This window comes from Pseudoalteromonas caenipelagi, from assembly GCF_013140855.1.
GTDB classification, from domain to species: Bacteria; Pseudomonadota; Gammaproteobacteria; order Enterobacterales; family Alteromonadaceae; genus Pseudoalteromonas; species Pseudoalteromonas caenipelagi.
In genome coordinates this window covers 1-18114 of sequence record NZ_JABBPG010000001.1, presented here as the reverse complement: position 1 = coordinate 18114, position 18114 = coordinate 1, and the positions used below count along the sequence as shown (strand labels likewise).

At 42.1% G+C, this 18114-nt stretch carries 12 protein-coding genes; 9 read left to right on the top strand and 3 right to left on the bottom strand.

The window, feature by feature from the left end:
* Positions 1-2: 2 nt before the first annotated feature.
* Complete coding sequence (locus HG263_RS00060) at positions 3-3149, top strand: efflux RND transporter permease subunit (RefSeq protein WP_439331976.1); 3147 nt, start codon at positions 3-5, stop codon at positions 3147-3149.
* 127 nt (positions 3150-3276) lie between these two features.
* Positions 3277-3714 (top strand): hypothetical protein, encoded by a 438-nt coding sequence (locus HG263_RS00055; protein WP_171624055.1) that lies wholly within the window; start codon positions 3277-3279, stop codon positions 3712-3714.
* A gap of 2 nt (positions 3715-3716) precedes the next feature.
* Here HG263_RS00055 and HG263_RS00050 read toward each other — a convergent pair whose 3' ends face one another.
* The gene (locus HG263_RS00050) at positions 3717-5981 is read right to left on the bottom strand and encodes an acyl-CoA dehydrogenase (RefSeq protein WP_171624878.1); all 2265 of its coding nucleotides are present in this window, start codon (positions 5979-5981) and stop codon (positions 3717-3719) included.
* 146 nt (positions 5982-6127) lie between these two features.
* Here HG263_RS00050 and HG263_RS00045 point away from each other — a divergent pair, with 146 nt between their 5' ends.
* From HG263_RS00045 to HG263_RS00030, 4 genes are all read left to right on the top strand, one after another.
* The gene (locus HG263_RS00045) at positions 6128-7948 is read left to right on the top strand and encodes a M2 family metallopeptidase (RefSeq protein ID WP_171624054.1); all 1821 of its coding nucleotides are present in this window, start codon (positions 6128-6130) and stop codon (positions 7946-7948) included.
* Positions 7949-8049: 101 nt separating this feature from the next.
* Positions 8050-8859, top strand: coding sequence for an ABC transporter permease subunit (locus HG263_RS00040; RefSeq protein WP_171624053.1), 810 nt, complete (start codon positions 8050-8052; stop codon positions 8857-8859).
* Positions 8856-9758 carry an ABC transporter ATP-binding protein gene (locus HG263_RS00035; RefSeq protein WP_171624052.1) on the top strand — a complete coding sequence of 301 codons (903 nt, stop codon included), beginning with the start codon at positions 8856-8858 and terminating at the stop codon, positions 9756-9758. Before HG263_RS00040 ends, HG263_RS00035 begins: the two co-directional genes overlap by 4 nt.
* 4 nt (positions 9759-9762) lie before the next feature.
* Complete coding sequence (locus HG263_RS00030) at positions 9763-10137, top strand: PH domain-containing protein (protein ID WP_171624051.1); 375 nt, start codon at positions 9763-9765, stop codon at positions 10135-10137.
* 79 nt (positions 10138-10216) lie between these two features.
* Here the strand turns inward: HG263_RS00030 and sohB are convergent, their stop codons facing one another.
* Together sohB and HG263_RS00020 are read right to left on the bottom strand one after the other, a co-directional pair.
* On the bottom strand, positions 10217-11221 hold the full coding sequence (sohB, locus tag HG263_RS00025) for a protease SohB (protein ID WP_171624050.1): 1005 nt from the start codon (positions 11219-11221) through the stop codon (positions 10217-10219).
* A 78-nt stretch (positions 11222-11299) separates the two neighbouring features.
* Positions 11300-13744, bottom strand: coding sequence for a VolA/Pla-1 family phospholipase (locus tag HG263_RS00020; protein ID WP_171624049.1), 2445 nt, complete (start codon positions 13742-13744; stop codon positions 11300-11302).
* Between the two features lie 186 nt (positions 13745-13930).
* Between HG263_RS00020 and HG263_RS00015 the strand changes: the two genes are divergently transcribed.
* The 3 genes from HG263_RS00015 to HG263_RS00005 all read left to right on the top strand — a co-directional run bounded on the left by HG263_RS00015 (position 13931) and on the right by HG263_RS00005 (position 16564).
* Positions 13931-14674: a YciK family oxidoreductase gene (locus HG263_RS00015; protein WP_171624048.1), complete on the top strand. Its 744-nt coding sequence runs from the start codon at positions 13931-13933 to the stop codon at positions 14672-14674.
* A gap of 416 nt (positions 14675-15090) precedes the next feature.
* Positions 15091-15804 carry a metal-dependent hydrolase gene (locus tag HG263_RS00010; protein ID WP_171624047.1) on the top strand — a complete coding sequence of 238 codons (714 nt, stop codon included), beginning with the start codon at positions 15091-15093 and terminating at the stop codon, positions 15802-15804.
* Between the two features lie 376 nt (positions 15805-16180).
* Entirely contained in the window at positions 16181-16564 is a 384-nt protein-coding gene (locus tag HG263_RS00005; protein WP_171624046.1) for a hypothetical protein, read from the top strand.
* Positions 16565-18114 lie beyond the last annotated feature (1550 nt).

The following is an 18114-nucleotide window of genomic DNA, read 5'->3' as shown; positions in this document are numbered from 1 at the left end:
ATATGAGTATGCCAACTGAAAAAGGCTTGATTGCGTGGTTTGCACGCAACCCTGTTGCAGCCAACCTGCTGATGATATTTATTTTAATCGGAGGATTACTGACTGCATTTTCGATCCGCAAACAGATGTTTCCGCAATTTGAAAGCCACTGGTTAAGTGTTCAAGCCATATATCCAGGTGCCGCTCCTCAAGAAGTTGAAGAAGGGATCACGATTAAAGTTGAAGAAGCAATGGAAGGTTTGGAGGGGATCAAACGTATGATCACCTACTCCAACCGCGGCTTTTCACAAACTTGGATTGAAGTAGAGGATCATTATGAGCCTCTGGTCGTATTAGACGAAGTAAAAATGCAAATTGATTCGATACCGAGTTTTCCAGTGGGTATGGAGCGACCAATCGTAAGCTACGATAAATTCAAACAAGAAGTTATGTGGTTATCTTTGTATGGCGACCTTGACAATAAACAGTTAAAAGAGCTTGGCAACACGATCCACGATGAAATGCTTGCATTGCCAGGTATTAACTTGCTTGAGTTTCATAGCGGCCTAAATTATGAAATTGGTATTGAGATCAGCCCTGATAAACTAAGAGAGTATGGCTTAAGCTTTAGGGATATTTCACAGGCAGTTAAAGCCTTCTCAGCCAATATGTCGGCTGGCCAGATTCGTTCTGAAAATGGTTATATTTCAATGCGTGTTGAAAACCAAGCGTACCGTGGTAAAGAGTTTGAAAATCTACCATTACTAACGCTTGAAGATGGTGCACAAATCCGCTTAGGTGATGTTGCAACCGTACATGATGGCTTCGAAGAAGGGCTTCAGTACTCTAAATACAACGGTAAGAATTCACTCACTTTTGAAGTTCAAGCCTCAAAAGATCAAGATATCACTAAAGTCGCTACGACCATTAAAAATTACCTTGCTGAACGTAATAAAACGCTTCCTGCGGGTGTTGAGATTGAACCTCTTATCGACTTGACGTACTACCTAAACGGCCGCTTGAACATGATGATAGAAAACATGATCTTAGGCGGCATTTTAGTCATGTTAATGTTAGCACTTTTCCTACGCGTCAGATTGGCATTTTGGGTAATGATGGGTTTGCCAGTCTCTTTCCTTGGTGCATTTTTACTGATGCCGATTGGTTCCCTTGATATCACCATCAACTTGGCTTCTCTGTTCGCCTTTATTCTCGTACTGGGGATTGTGGTAGATGACGCCATTGTCGTCGGAGAATCAGTACACTCTGAGATTGAAAAAAATGGTCACACTTTAGACAATGTTGTTCGAGGAGTTAAACGTGTTGCAATTCCAGCCACATTTGGCGTGTTAACAACCGTTGCTGCATTCTTGCCGCAAACTTTTGCTACAGGCCCAGCTGCAGCGTTTTCTAAAGCAATTGGCGGTGTTATCATTTTATGCCTACTGTTTTCTTTAGTTGAGTCTAAGTTGATCTTACCAGCTCACTTGGCAGCTATGAAAAACAAGCCTAGTAATCCCAAAAATCCATTCCATCGCTTACGTGCTTCATTAGATGCTGGATTAAAACACTTTATCGATAACCTGTATCGCCCATTCATTGTACGCTGTATACATTATCGTTATACCGTCATTATCGGTTTCTTGAGCATAATCATTGTTACTGCCGGGTTATTTGCTGGCGGGTTAGTTAAGTTTGTTGCTAACCCTAAGATCCCACATGATTTTCCACAAGTTAATATTGAGATGAATTTATCATCATCTGAAACTGCAACATTGCAAACTGCACAAAAAGTGGAAGATTTGATCTTAGCCGTTGATAAACAAATTGAAGCTAAGTACGGAACAGGTATGGTAAGAGACTTGTCTGTTAGTTTACGTGGTCGTACTAGAGCAAACATTATGGCAATATTGGTTGAGCCTGACTTACGCCCTATTGATACATTTGCGCTCAGTGCAATGTGGCGAGAGCAAATGCCACCGTTGCCAGGCGTTAAAACGCTCAATATCGAAGACAGCATTATGAATGGCGGTCGCGACGATGGCGATATTAACTTCCGCTTAGAAGGCAAAGACAAGGACCAACTTAAAGAAGTTGCCAATTTACTGAAGGCGAAGTTAAACGGTATTGCCGGTGTCGGTGATGTAAATGATTCAATGCAAAGTGCAACTGATGAAGTGCAACTAGAGCTTAAGCCTCTGGCTTACAGTATGGGACTGACATTGTCTGACGTTGCTTCACAAGTTAACTTTAGCTACTACGGCCTTGAAGCACAGCGTATATTGCGCAATGGCGAAGAGGTTAAAGTAATGATCCGCTATCCAAAGGATGCTCGCAACTCGATTAGCGATATTCAGGATGTGCGTATCATTAGTCCTTCAGGTGCTGAAGTGCCGTTGATTGAGGTAGCTGACGTTAAATTAGTTGATGGTGTAAATCGCATACGTCGTGAAAATGCAAAACGTACCGTAAACGTATGGGCCTCTGTCGATACTAACCAAGCAGAACCCTTTAAAATTGCAGAAGAAATTAGAGATGAATATCTGCCAGCACTACTTAAAAACTACCCTGGCGTAACCAGTAACGTGGCTGGCCGTATCGAAGAGGAAATGAACAGCGTAGCAGAACAAGTCAGAGATTTCGCATTATCGCTAATGATTATCTTTGCTCTGCTTGCGATTCCACTTCGCTCATATTCACAGCCAATATTAATTATGTCAGTGATACCATTTGGCGTAGTTGGTGCTGTTATCGGTCATATCGTTATGGGTATGACCATGAGCAGCCTATCATTTTTCGGCATCATTGCAGTAGCCGGTGTGGTAGTCAATGACTCCCTAGTGATGGTTGACTTCGTTAATAGAGCGCGCAAAGAAGGGGCTTCTATTAAACAAGCGGTTGTAGACGCGGGATGCTTGCGTTTTAGAGCAATCTTACTGACTTCTTTAACAACTTTTATGGGCCTAGTACCCATCATTATGGAAACTAGCTTACAAGCACAGATTGTGATCCCCATGGCTGTATCCCTTGCCTTTGGTGTACTTTTTGCTACGGTGATCACCTTGATACTTATTCCATGTCAGTACGTGATGTTGGAAGACATCAAAGCGCTTTTAAAAAGACGTTCAAAAAAAGCTGACATAAACACAGCTGTCACAGAACAAGTTTAAACTTTGTATTTACCCAACCAAAAAGCTCGTTTAAATGCGAGCTTTTTTTATTTCAACCCCTCTCTTACCTTTACATATCGTTAATTTGATTACAAACTTAGGCAATCTAGAACTATTTCAATTTATTATGAAAATTATACAAACCATTCTAGTAGCGCTTAGCTTATTTTTAGTCGCATGTGGGGGGGAAGATAAACCCAGCGGTGACGAAGATACGCCAGGATACACTGCAACTCTCTATTTTGACGCATTGTACAACAAGAATAATATTAACTTGGCGCTGGAACATGCTACTCCAAGGCTAGCACGGATAATGCGCTCTTACGGTACTGCATCACAATTTACAAGAAACCTTGTTAATATGCAGTTTGATGAAGTGACCATAGAAATTGATATGACAAATGCCAGCTTAAGAGAACAATATGGCGACCATGCCAAAGTAAACATGGTCTTTACAGGCTATTTTAATGGCGAAAAAGTGGATGACATGCGCAGTGTGCAAATGCTTCGGAAGAAGGGCAAATGGTACATTGATAAAATCAACCCTGATCCATTTGCCAGATAATGTTAATCAAAAACATCAACCGCAATCGCTTTCAAACGCAGATCTTGCGCTTCGACAAGTGATTGCGCTTCTTCACTTGTTAAGACTTGATCTGTTTGTGCCATTTTAACTAGCTCAGCAAATGATTTATCAAAATCGAGTATTTTAAAACGCTTCTGCCACTGTTTAAATTTGCTGCGAGCTGACTGAGTTAGCTTGTATTCAATATAAGCCTGCTCTAGCTCTTGTATCGCTCCACCCGCTTCAACTGTACACAAGTGACTTACTCTTTCTCGCGCACTTTTGTCAGATAAAGTATTTTTGCAAAGTATACTTATTATGTGATTCGAAGGTCCTTTCATACCATGCCCAAATAAATGGCAACTTCGCTTTATTATTTGTGCCACTACTCGGTTAGTAAAATTATCTATAAAGCAATCAAGTGCATTAAACCCCTCTTTTAAATGATGGGAAATTGCATAATTGACCGCGTTAAAATCTCCATGCTGACGGCCATCGTGTTCATACTTTTTTAGCACGCATGATGCGAGGTATAAGTGGCTCAACACATCACCTAAACGGGCTGATAACATCTCTTTACGCTTCAACTCTCCACCAAGCTTCAGCATTGCTATGTCTGAACACACGCTCAAACACACACTCAGCCAATTTAGCTTTTTATAGAACACCTGCGTTGGACCAGACGTTTTTACAGACAAACCATGCCCTCTTGTCAGGCTCAACCATAGCATTTTCAGTGTATTGATACTGGTGTGCTGCAAGTGCGCCATAAGTAATTTGTCAAACTCTCTCACTCGCTCCGTCCCTTCAGAGTCTTGAATAAGTTTGATTTGTTGAAAAATGTACGGGTGGCACCTTGTTGCACCTTGCCCAAAAATCATCAAATTGCGCGTTAATATATTTGCCCCCTCAACCGTAATTGAAATTGGGATCCCAGTGTAATTGTTCGCCAAATAGTTGTTAGGCCCTTTTTGTATTCCCTTGCCGCCATGAATATCGAGTGCGTCATTCATAACTGTGCGCGACATTTCAGTAAGGTGGTACTTGGCAATGGCAGTGATCACCGCTGGGCTTTTTTTCATATCAATGGCCTGAGCCGTTGTTTGTCGGCATGCTTCAATGCTATAGGTCAAACCGACAATACGCGCCAAGCTCTCCTGTACGCCTTCAAAATCAGCGATTGATTGACCAAACTGCTCCCTTATTAAACTGTATGCAGTTGTGGTTCTTGTACACAAGTGAGCGGTGCCAGCGCTTAACGCAGGTAACGAAATTCCTCTTCCGGCACTTAAACAAGAAACTAACATTCGCCAACCTTTGCCTATTCCTGCCTGCCCCCCAATAACCCAACCCAGAGGAATGAAAACTTTACTGCCTTGCGTTGTGCCATTCATAAAGCCATGATCTAATGGGTTATGCCGTGGTCCCACTTTAACGCCTTTGTGATTTGTTGGAATAAGTGCACAAGTTATACCTAAAGCATGTTTGCCACCAAGTAAACCTTCGGGGTCATAAGCTTTAAAAGCCAAACCGAGTAATGTTGCTACCGGTGCTAATGTGATATAACGCTTTGACCACGTAAGTTCTAGGCCAAGTACTTTTTCACCTTTAATGGTCTTTTGGCATACAACGCCATAATCATCAATTGCCCCCGCATCCGATCCTGCTTCTAGTGCTGTCAATGCAAAACAGGGTAACGCCTCCCCCGTTGCAAGCTTAGGCAACCACTGCTGCTGTTGCTCAGAAGTACCATAATGCAGTAAAAGTTCCGCCGGACCTAAGCTGTTTGGCACCATTACAGTAACCGCTGTTGAGAGACTTTTACTCGCTATCTTAGCAACTATCGTAGAATTAGCTTGAGCACTGAACGCTCTCCCGCCAAACTTTTTAGGAATTATAAATGCAAAAAAGCCATGCTCTTTGAGAAATGTCCAAACCGCTTCTGGTAAGTCTTTATCATGCCTAATTTGCTGTTCATCAAGCATTGATAGTAACGTTTCGAGCTCGTTATCTATAAATGCTTGCTCGTCACTGGTAAGTTTTGGTGCATCTATTTGATGCCATTTTTGCCAATTCGGGCGACCCGAAAAGAGTTGAGAATCCCACCAAGTGTCACCCGCTTCCATCGCTTCTTGTTCAGTTTGGCTCAGTTGTGGTAAAGCGCGTTTGAAGTAACGCATTACTGGCAATGTTATAAACCTATATCGAAATGTTTGCACCGAAAACACGATACATATCAAAACGATTACTAAAACGATAATGCCCATCATATAGACCTCCTGTTCGTAACGCTTTAAGTATGCTTAAAAATCACACAAACTCAATTTATTGACTCAGATGGCCTCAGTTTATTTGTCCCTTTTGTACCACGCTGATATCATGACCTGCATCAATAACAACAAGTGATAATCAAATGAAACCATTATTCAAACTAAGCCTTGGAGCCTGTGTTGTAGCGACTGCACTTTCTCTGTCTGGCTGTAATACAACTTCAGCTTCATCACCAGCAGTCACTGAAAAAGACGCTGAAAAATTCCTTGCTGATGCACAAACTACCCTTGAAGATTTAAGTATTAGAGGCAACCGAGCACAGTGGATTTACGCAAACTTTGTTACCGAAGATACTGCAGCCCTTGCAGCAAGTGTTGGCCAAGAATCTACAGATACGGTTGTGCGCTTAGCAAGTGAAGCCGCTCGCTTTGACAAAGCAGATCTAAGCGAAGACACTCGTAGAAAAATGGATAAACTTAAACTGTCTCTCACAATGGCTGCGCCGCAAAATGCCGAAAAATCAGCTGAGTTAGCATCGCTACTTGCAGAACTTGATGGTCTATATGCAAAAGGCAAATACTGTAAAGATGGTGATAATTGCGCAAGTCTTGGTGATTTAACCAGCAAAATGGCAACAAGTCGTGACTACAATGAGTTACTTGATGCATGGCAAGGCTGGCGCCAGATCTCAAAACCAATGCGTCCACTGTTTGAAAAACAAGTTGTATTGGCAAATGAAGGTGCACAAGAGCTAGGTTATAAAGACACTGGCGCAATGTGGAGAAGTAAGTATGACATGCCTGCTGATGACTTTGCTAATGAACTCGATAGACTGTGGGGTCAGGTTAAGCCGCTGTACAATGCACTACACTGCCATGTTAGAGCAAAGCTAGGTGAGCAATATGGCGAAGACAAAGTGCCTCAAGACCAGCCTATTCCTGCACATTTGTTAGGTAATATGTGGGCACAGCAATGGGGTAACATTTACGATGTGGTCGCGCCTGAAAATGCCGATCCAGGTTACGATGTCACTGAACTACTTGAAAAACATAACTATACCGAAATGGATATGGTTAAGGGTGCAGAAAAATTCTTTACCTCGATGGGCTTTGCACCTTTACCTGATACTTTTTATGAACGCTCATTATTCTTAAAACCACGCGACCGTGACGTACAGTGTCATGCATCTGCATGGAATTTAGACAATCAGGACGATGTTCGTATCAAGATGTGTATTCAGCGCACTGGCGAGGAATTCTCAACAATTCACCACGAGTTAGGTCATAACTTTTATCAACGAGCATACAAAGCGCAGCCTATCTTCTATCAAGACAGCGCAAATGACGGCTTCCACGAAGCGATTGGTGATACTATCGCCCTTTCTGTTACACCTGGATATTTGAAAAAAATAGGCTTACTTGATCAGGTGCCTGATGAGTCGAAAGACATTGGGCTCCTTATGCGTATGGCTTTAGATAAAGTTGCATTTATCCCGTTTGGATTGCTTGTAGACCAATGGCGCTGGAAAGTATTCTCTGGCGAAATTACGCCAGAGCAATACAACCAAGCTTGGTGGGACTTAAGAGAGAAATATCAAGGTATTCAAGCGCCAATTGATCGTTCAGAAGCAGATTTTGATGCCGGTGCTAAATACCATGTACCAGGGAATGTGCCTTATACACGCTACTTTTTAGCTCATATTCTTCAGTTTGACTTCCACCGTGCATTGTGTGAAACCGCGGGAAACAAAGAAGCAATTCACCGTTGCTCTATTTACAAGTCTAAAGAAGCAGGCGAAAAGCTTAATGCCATGCTAGAGATGGGCAGTAGTCGTCCGTGGCAAGAAGCATTAGAAAAAGTAACTGGCAAGCAACAGATGGATGCGACCGCTATTTTAGATTACTTTGCACCGCTACAAAAATATTTAGATGAGCAAAACAAAGGCCGTCAATGTGGCTGGTAATGAGCTAGTACTCTAAATGTAACAGATAGCCACACTCTGAAACATATTTTCAGTTTATCTCCTTTGTTTTACAAGCTATTGTGTAAGGCAAAGGAGAATCTATGAATATATACAGAGTGTGGCAATTAGCTCTTTTTGAGCTTACCCGCCTATTTGCAACAAAACGTGGTTTGTTAGCCTTAGCAGCCTTTGCTATGGTCTGGCTCATGATTTTACGTTACCCCATCGGGCATGCCGTGCCATTTTTGAGTAGCCCACAATTTTCTGAAGCAGCACAAGAACTTGCTGGAAACATAGGACTACGCGAATTGGTTAGTTGGCCACAAGCAGAACTTGCCATATTCTGGCTTATTGCACTGTACAGCTTTCCGCTATTTTCATTATTTGTTTGCTCGGATCAAACCGTAGGAGACAGACAAAGAGGCACTTTGCGGTTTTTAAGCCTGCGTAGTACACGAGATGAGCTACTACTTGGACGATTCTTCGGTCAATTCATAATCATAATATGCTTGATCGCACTAACTGCATTGGCAACTACTATAGTAATGGCTTATCGAGCCCCTGAATTGGCACTTTCAGGCTTAGGCTTGGCAGTTACTTTAATTTGTCAATTGAGCCTCACTGCGATGCCTTTTATTGCTCTTATGTCTTTACTCAACCTAATATGTAGCTCTTCTCGCTTATCTATCGTACTTGCGATACTGCTTTTTACTTTAGGCAATGCTTTGTTGTCCTATTTAAGTAGCTACTTACCTTTACTCGATGTGCTATTTTATGCGTTCCCTGGTGTTCAACTTATGGATATTGCCCCACAAACAAACGTTCCCTTTACCCTCTGGCTGATCCCATTACTTCAGTCTTGCGCGTTACTTGCATTAAGCATTGTTGTATTTAGGAGACGTTCACTATGAGCACCTTAATAGAGGTAAATCATTTATCTAAGTCTTTTGGTTCTAAAAAAGCCCTTAATAATGTCAGCTTTACCATTGAATCAGGAGCCACCACCGCTTTAGTTGGCCCTAATGGCGCTGGTAAAACCACGCTGTTCAGTGTGCTGTGTGGATATCTGCAACCAGACAGCGGCACGGTACGCATACTCGGACAACCACTTGGCCATCCAAGCTTGTTTGGCAAGCTAGCCGCACTACCTCAAGATGCAACATTAGACCCCAGATTCTCTATTCAAAAGCAACTATGCTTTTACGGTTTATTACAAGGCTTGAGTAAAGTTGAGGCATTACAAGATACAACAAGAGTCCTTGAGCTTGTTGGTTTAAGTGAGAACCACAACTCAAAAATTAACGAGTTGTCTCATGGTATGAGAAAACGTGTTTGTATTGCACAGGCTCTGTTGGGCAACCCCAAAATTGTCTTACTTGACGAAGCAACTGCGGGACTTGACCCTATTAATGCAAGAGAGATTCGCTCGCTGATTTCCTCTTTAAGTGATGACGTGAGCTTTATTCTTAGCTCTCACGACTTAGCTGAGCTTGAACGTTTATGCAGCCATGTTTTGTACTTAGATAAAGGCATATTGACTACTCACAATCGCAACGAACAAACGGGTAGTAGCAAGTACCTTACCCTTCAATTGCAAGATCAATATAAAGATGCAAAGGAGCTGCTCAAACAACTTAGCGGCGTACTCTACGTGTCACAAAGTCAGAACAAAGAATTTATTATTGAATATCAGGCTAGCCATGATCAATTTGATATACACTTACTTAAGTACTGCTATAAAAATAACTGGCAGTATCGTCAATTGGTCAACGGCCATACATTAGAGAATCAACTATTCCAGAAGGATTAATATCATGGGACTATTGAGCGGTATTTTAGGTAACGCCAGTGAAGTGGATAACGAAAAGCTCGACAAGCTACTGAATGATACATTGGTCGAGGGAGAACATATTGAAAAAGCCTACCAAGTTATCCGTGACATGTTTGTTTTTTCTAATAAACGCTTATTGCTCATTGATAAACAAGGGGTAACAGGCTCTAAAGTGGAAATATTGAGCATTCCTTACAGTAAAATCACGAAGTTTAGCAAAGAGAGTGCTGGTCACTTCGACTTAGACTCTGAACTAAAAATTTGGGTCGGCTCAGATCCAACTCCAATTGCCAAAGAGTTTAAAGCTGGCGACAATATCAACGAGGTTTACCGTATCATCAGCACGTATGCGCTTTAATAAAAAAGCACTTGGTCGTTCCAAGTGCTTTTTCAAATGTATCTATTTGCTGTTAGCCTGTTGCGCTTATCAACAAACTTTAAAAGCGAGCGTTGTTTAATTTACTCCAAAGAGACAACCCTACTTTTTCAATAGCGGCACTAAAACCTAGCCCAACTTTCTCAGCAAACGTTTTTTTGCTACGAAAACTCACTTTATACAACTGGTGCGTTTTATCTAGCGACATGAGTACATCATCACTGGTATTTATTTCATCCACCAAATTAAAAGTTTTTGCATGTGTCGCAAACCAATGCTCGCCTGTCGCTACCTCAGAGATATCAAGCTTAGAGCGGTGTTCAGCCACAAAAGATTTAAACAACCCATGAGTATGTTCAATTTCTTCTTTAAATTTTTCACGCCCTTTGTCAGTATTTTCACCGAACATAGTTAGGGTGCGTTTGTATTCCCCTGCCGTAATTTGCTCGAAATCGACATCGTTTTTCTTCAAAATCTTATTAAAGTTAGGGATCTGTGCGATTACCCCTATGGAGCCTACAATAGCAAAAGGAGCGGCCACTATTTTATCAGCAACGCAAGCCATCATATAACCGCCACTGGCAGCCACTTTATCAATACACACCGTTAAAGGTAGACCCTGCTGCTTAACTCGGTTTAATTGCGAAGCTGCTAACCCATAACCATGCACAACTCCACCACCACTTTCCAAGTTAATCAGCACTTGGTCTTTGCTTTTGTCAGCAATATTTAAAATGGCACTGATCTCTTCTCGTAGATTTTTTACTTCGTGTGCATCCATACTGCCTACAAAATCGACCACAAAGATTCGTCCCTCAGGCTCTTCCTTCTCATGCTTTTTTTGCGCCTTTTTATGCGCTTTTAACGCCTTTTTGTCCAATGCCTGTTCGATAAAGCGTTCTTTTGTTTGCGCCATTTGCGCCGATAAGTCTTTAAGCTCGACTTCTCCTGACTCGCTTTTTGGCTTTTGGCTTGCGCCGACTATTAAGGCAATAATTGCACCTATCGCTAATACTACTGTGATAGCTTTTGCCAAGAACAAACCGTATTCAAATAAAAATGCCAATATTGACTCCCTGATATCTAATTTAAAACCAATAAAAAAGCCGCTAATTAGCGGCTTTTAATAGTGAAGCAATTAAAATCAATTAGCAATAACCGCAGGGTTAGTAATCTGCAAATAGAGCCCTTTTGATTTCAAGAAAGACACAATTTGAGTTTGCATTTCAACCGTTGCCATTGCATGACCCTGTTGCGTACCACCGGCATTTTCGCGATATGTCGTAGTAACAACTGAACCATGGTTACCTTGGCTAAAGTTAACAACATAGCTCATTGGTGTTTGTGACATTTGAGTTTCGGTAACCGTCTGCAGTCCCATCATACGAGCAAGTGGTGTGCTGCCTGAAAGCGGATTTGTTGTTGTTGGAGGAATGACAGTATCTGCTTTATTTCCATCAACACCGCCCGTAACCACGCTCATGTATATTGGTGTTTGCACTGCTTGAACTAAACCTGCGTAATTCAACGGATCTGCGCTATCCAATGCTGTTTGAGCTGCATAAACAAACTGCTGAATGATGCTCTTAATCGCTGCTAGAGATTGCGTATCACCCGTCTCAGCTAAGTGTTTTGTGTAATAAACAAATGCGCATGGCGCTACCGCTGATAAGTAAGTTGAGTCTTGTGGATTAACTTCAATGCCATCAGGCACTGGACATTGTGACACCGCATCCGTAGCAATAAACGAAACAAACCCTTTCGTTGCTAAGTTATTCGCAGCAAGTAATACCGAGCCTTGTACAAAAGGACCAAACTCTTCCGACTCAGCTAAGAAACTTGCAATACCACTACCACCACTAGCAAGCGCTGCACTTTGTACTTTAAACAAAGAATCGACTTGTGGGTCTAGTGGTAGATTGGCATGAGCAATAAAGCTTGGTGCAACTATAGAGCCTAAAGAGTGACCAACAAAGCTCACTTGAGTTGGATTTAAACCCAGAGCAGGATTAACAAAGTTTAGGCCTAAACGAAGACCCAGTAAGTCCACTGATGATTGACGTAAGTTGTCACGTGCAGCCAATAATGACGTTAAGTTCATGTAAGACAGCACTGAGCCTTTGCCTGAAGTCGCATTGAAGTCATCAATACCGTCACCATCTATATCCAAGCCACGCTCACCATGCATTGGATGGTCGATAGCCACTGTCGCAAAACCTTGAGCACTCAGTGCAAGCGTTAAACCAAGCATTGCTTCTTTGCTCGTTGTGATACCATGCTGAAGGATAACAACAGGCCAACCTGTCGCAGGCATTTCAATTCCTAACGCTTGAGGAATAGGCTTAGTAATTTGAACTGGTACGTTTGCCAACCATTGTACTTGAGGGATAGTGTTGTATTTAGTTAAAAAGCGCGTTTGATCTAAACCAAAATCACGCAATACACCGCCAGACATAGCCGCACATGCCGCGTCATTTGTGTCTGCTTGAGGTGCTGGAAGTGTACCACCTATCGCCGCTTTGTAACCTTGCACCATTACCGCACTATCACACTGAGCACGCCAGTAGGTATCTGCTGCACTACTGATGTTTTTTGTAGCCGGTTTAGCTGAATACATTGGTAATTGAATACTGCCGCGCATGTACTGTACCGCTTGGAACGGCGCTCTTGTTTGTGGGTCAGGAATAACTGCAGCAAGCACATCAGCCACGGTCATCATAGGTTGTTCAGGAACAGCTAGCTTTGGGTTACTGCCAGTCGCTATACTTGCCGCCATCAACTTTTTAACCGTGCCAACAACTGGGCCAACCGATTGCATTGTTGCCGCTGCGGTGTAAATAATATTTTCTTTACTTAAAGTACCCTCAGAAGTTACTGCATTTTCGTAGCTTCTAATCACAGCCTGCAACTTTAACTGAGTATCGGTTACCAGCGGTGCCTCTTGACGCAATAATGTATACGTAGACGAGGATTGTACCGAGCGCCCATCTTCCATTGTTAGCGAGTCAGTTAAAACTGTAATGTAAGTTTTACCCGCTTTGAAAGGTTTAAGAGGTTGAATGGCAATGCCATCTTTAGTGCTATTGAGCACTGAAATAAAATCGCCCGTAATACCGTTGGTCAGTTCGCCAACAACACGGCAAGCAATGCCCGCAGGAACAGACTTACATTGCTCATCGCTTTGATCTGCGCCCATTACAACTTCAAATATTCGAACCGAAGAAGGATCACTTGCAGATTGTGCACTGATTGGGTGTCCAGCAGGTACATCCAAATTAATCACATAAGGCATCTGCGTTGACCAGCCATCTAACGCACCTAGAGACAAAGAAGGTGATGCGTAATTAGCACGCGCAAGCGCTACATTACCGTTTTGATCAAGTTCACCAGGAAGATTAAGGGTGCCATCTTTTGTACCATTAAGTAATAAATCGTTAGGAACAGAAATCACACTGTTGGATGGATCAAATTTAATACTCGCTGAGGGAAGTACTGGGGTAGATTCCTTTTTTACATCTTCTAATGTTTCACCGCCACCACAGCCAACGAGGACTGAAGAAACCGCGAGTGAGAGTAGCATTTTTTTCATTTTATAGGCTCCGACATAATCTTATTATTATTAGTGCTCTAATTCGTTAAAACTATGTAATTGTGTTTTTAATAAGACATTAGACCAGTTAAACTTAACGTAAAGTGTAGCCTTTCGCCACCTATATTTACAATAAATTCGATAACTTGTGATAAAATGCCAAAAATTTACCAGTTGAGGTTAAAAATGCACGATTATCAAGCCCCGGCAGACGCCCTAAAGAACAAAACAATTTTAATAACCGGTGCTGGTGACGGTATCGGAAGAGTGGCGGCTCTTACCTATGCAAAACATGGCGCAACCGTTATTTTACTTGGCAAAACAACTAAAAAATTAGAGTGTGTATACGATGAAATAGTCAACAATGGTTATCCTAAGCCAGCTATTGTGCCGTTAGATATGCGCGGCGCGACCAAGCAAAATTATCGTGATTTAGCCGCCACTATTAAGCAGCAATTTGGTAAACTAGATGGATTACTCAATAATGCCTCAATATTAGGCTCACTAGGGCCACTTGAACACTTCTGTGTATCCACGTTTGAAAACATTATGAAAGTGAATGTGACAGCCCAAGCGATGATCACCAAATATATGTTTCCATTGTTACGTAAAGCGCCAAAAGCATCCGTGATTTTCACCTCATCAGGTGTGGGTCGCAAAGGGCGTGAATTCTGGGGTCCATATGCTATTTCAAAATTTGCAACTGAGGGTATGATGCAAACTTGGGCCAGTGAAGTAGGCAGAACCAATATACGCATCAACTGTATTAACCCAGGTGCAACCCGCACAAGTATGCGTGCTTCTGCATTCCCAGGTGAAGATAGAGATGCACTAAAAACACCTGAAGAACTAATGAATACGTACTTATACTTAATGAGTGATGATTCGTCTGGTGTAAACGGTCAATCTATCGACGCCCAGCCTAAATAAGCTGATATTCACAAAGTGATAAGCCTTGAGCCTTATCACTTTGTGAATACAACGTTGCTATCTCGCTTCTTCCGAATAAGTCACAACAAAAGCGAATCATTCGTCTTTGAATAATTTTTCTATTCACTCGCCTTTTCAGTTTTTCCGCGTGAAATTACTGGCATACTTTCTGGATTATAAAAAGTGGCTTAGCTGTTAGTCGTATAGTTATAAGTACTTTATATTGATAATATATTTATCCCAACTTCCACAATGCCTTCCTTTTTTAACCGGAATGTTAAAATAAATAGTACCCTGCTTTGTCAAGAGCAATTATCGATCACATACAAAATAATACCACTATATAATTTGACTAACTTGCTATAAAATTAACAAATAAGTAAATCAACTATTTACCAAAATTATATAGGCTCACATTGGCTAATTTTGAAACACATTTTCAATCGTCCATAATCACAAGTGCTGCTTTTAGCTCTACTGTTCTAGCTACCTCACTTGCCAATCCCCTTGATACTTTTATTCTATTTATCATAGGCAGCTTATCGGGCTTACTGCCAGACTTAGACGCTGATAAATCACGGTCTCTAAATAGTTTATTTTCAGTACTCTCTTTATGCGCAGCAATTGGCTTACCATTAATGATCAAATTTGATTCGCTACTAACCCTTTGGGGTAGCGCTCTATGTGTATATACAGTATTGATGCATATTGTTAAACCTCTTTTTGAAAGCTTAACCGTGCATCGTGGCGCGATGCACTCATTACTATTTGTGCTTATGTGCTCGCTAATTTCTATACACTTAGCTCTACTACTTGGCAAGTCATTGTCGTTTTCAGTGCTATTATCTCTTTCTGTTGGTATAGGCATGCTAACCCACCTTATATTAGATGAATGCTACAGTGTGGATATTAGTAATAACGAGATCAAAGCGTCATTTGGTAGTGCGTTAAAACCAATAGCACTGGGTGCACCTTGGGCAAGTTTAATACAATTATGCATTATCGGTGGAGCTCTATATTTATTGGTTCCATACAAAGAAAAATTACTTACAGTAGTTCAATCATGGCAATATAAATTAGCAGCGGTGCCTTTGATGCCGAACTTAGAAGCACTAAAAATTTGGGTTTAAATAAATGAGTCTGAGTTGATTATTTAGCCTAGACGAGTATTCATTGGGAAATACTGCTCTTTCGTCATCTCAGCCCAAAGTGAACTCATGTGATTTTGCCTGCCATTGCCTTTGCAATTAGCCTTAACAGTCATGCACTAAGTCTGCTAAGCATAACACTCAAACATAACGCTCCCTTGCAACTGAACTCACTGTTCTTTTGTGCTCTTATCACATACACATTTTCCGACACAACTTAGTGAGTTACTTATCTGTATGTTTCTATACCACGTTCAACTTTTGTCATTAATGAAATTAAAAAGCGACATCTGAATTTTCAGATTAAACTTAGTAGCCAAGGAGTAATTTTCTTTACGACTTGCTATGAGGGTTAGTAATGTCAAAAGTACTATTAGCGTTACTGGTTGGTTGTTTAGTTGGAATGGTGATTGGCGCCTGGCTTGGCTATAGACTTAACATAGGTAGGGATAGAAGGGCCGAATTCAACGAGGCGATTGAGCCTATACGCACTGCATTGATGAAAGACGAGCCAATCACAGAGCAAGACATTAGTATTGTGATAGCCAAGCTTGGCAGAGATGGTAAAGCCGTGCTTAATACCTACCGGAAAGTCTATCAGCCTAAAATGCAATTAGCTGAAACTATGCTCAAAAAAGACTACTACGGTAAAGTGAAGTGCACTCGTGAAGAATACATTCAGTCTAAGCAACTAAAAAAAGAAGCGATGGCTAGCCTACTTGCAAAGTGTAAACACCTTTAACTAATGCTCGTGCAAATGTTTAATGACAGTGAGCGAAGCTAAAGTGCAAAGGGTTAACGACAACGAACACAGTGAGTACGTTTCCTTTGCGCAAGGTGAAGTATAGTGCAAAAGGTTAGCGACATGAGCGAAGCTAAGGTGCAAATGTTTAATGACAGTGAGCGAAGCGAAGTCATTCCATTTGCGCAAGGTGAAATGAGCTGGTTTAGCTGCTGCTGAGGGATTCACACCTCAAACGTCGGATGGCGCTTCGCTTATCACGACCTACGTGGTGAAAAGGGTTAAAACAGTGTGGTAGCTTGGAAAAGCGCAAAAACCGTGAAGGGTGATTAAAAAGGTTGCTTATTCCACGGCCATCAACGGGTCTGCGTTCTATAAACTGGCTACCTTCACCTTGCGCTAATTCGTCTCTTTATCGAAGTGCATAACCTCAGCATCCCAAGAGACGATTTAGCACCAAACACAAAAAAGCCCGACTCTTTCGAATCGGGCTTTCTCTTAATAAGGGCATTGGTCCGCTATGGAATAGCCGCTATGGAATAGGATGTTCTACTTTCACATGGCAGCTGCCACACTATCATCGACGCTACAGTGCAAAGGGTTAACGACAACGAACACAGTGAGTACGTTTCCTTTGCGCAAGGTGAAGTATAGTGCAAAAGGTTAGCGACATGAGCGAAGCTAAGGTGCAAATGTTTAATGACAGTGAGCGAAGCGAAGTCATTCCATTTGCGCAAGGTGAAGTGAGCTGGTTTAGCTGCTGCTGAGGGATTCACACCTCAAACGTCGGATGGCGCTTCGCTTATCACGACCTACGTGGTGAAAAGGGTTAAAACAGTGTGGTAGCTTGGAAAAGCGCAAAAACCGTGAAGGGTGATTAAAAAGGTTGCTTATTCCACGGCCATCAACGGGTCTGCGTTCTATAAACTGGCTACCTTCACCTTGCGCTAATTCGTCTCTTTATCGAAGTGCATAACCTCAGCATCCCAAGAGACGATTTAGCACCAAACACAAAAAAGCCCGACTCTTTCGAATCGGGCTTTCTCTTAATAAGGGCATTGGTCCGCTATGGAATAGCCGCTATGGAATAGCCGCTATGGAATAGGATGTTCTACTTTCACATGGCAGCTGCCACACTATCATCGACGCTACAGTGCAAAGGGTTAACGACAACGAACGCAGTGAGTGCGTTTCCTTTGCGCAAGGTGAAATGAGCAGGTTTAGCTGCTGCCGAGGGACTCGCCACCTGAACCAGTTTAACCGCTGCTAAGGGACTCGCCACCTGAACCAGTTTAACTCTGTTGAGGGACTCACGCCTCAAGCGTCGGATGGCGCTTCGCTTATCACGACCTACGTGGTGAAAAGGGTTAAAACAGTGTGGTAGCTTGGAAAAGCGCAAAAACCGTGAAGGGTGATTAAACTATGAAGGTTGCTTACTTCACAGCCATCAACAGGTCTGCGTTCTATAAACTGGCTACCTTCACCTTGCGCTAATTCGTCTCTTTATCGAAGTGCATAACCTCAGCATCCCAAGAGACGATTTAGCACCA

Excerpts from the sequence above, each read along its gene's own strand:
- HG263_RS00060 (WP_439331976.1), top strand. The coding sequence starts at position 3 with ATGAGTATGCCAACTGAAAAAGGCTTGATTGCGTGGTTTGCACGCAAC.
- HG263_RS00055 (WP_171624055.1), top strand. The coding sequence starts at position 3,277 with ATGAAAATTATACAAACCATTCTAGTAGCGCTTAGCTTATTTTTAGTC.
- HG263_RS00050 (WP_171624878.1), bottom strand. The coding sequence starts at position 5,981 with ATGGGCATTATCGTTTTAGTAATCGTTTTGATATGTATCGTGTTTTCG.
- HG263_RS00045 (WP_171624054.1), top strand. The coding sequence starts at position 6,128 with ATGAAACCATTATTCAAACTAAGCCTTGGAGCCTGTGTTGTAGCGACT.
- HG263_RS00040 (WP_171624053.1), top strand. The coding sequence starts at position 8,050 with ATGAATATATACAGAGTGTGGCAATTAGCTCTTTTTGAGCTTACCCGC.
- HG263_RS00035 (WP_171624052.1), top strand. The coding sequence starts at position 8,856 with ATGAGCACCTTAATAGAGGTAAATCATTTATCTAAGTCTTTTGGTTCT.
- HG263_RS00030 (WP_171624051.1), top strand. The coding sequence starts at position 9,763 with ATGGGACTATTGAGCGGTATTTTAGGTAACGCCAGTGAAGTGGATAAC.
- HG263_RS00020 (WP_171624049.1), bottom strand. The coding sequence starts at position 13,744 with ATGAAAAAAATGCTACTCTCACTCGCGGTTTCTTCAGTCCTCGTTGGC.
- HG263_RS00015 (WP_171624048.1), top strand. The coding sequence starts at position 13,931 with ATGCACGATTATCAAGCCCCGGCAGACGCCCTAAAGAACAAAACAATT.
- HG263_RS00005 (WP_171624046.1), top strand. The coding sequence starts at position 16,181 with ATGTCAAAAGTACTATTAGCGTTACTGGTTGGTTGTTTAGTTGGAATG.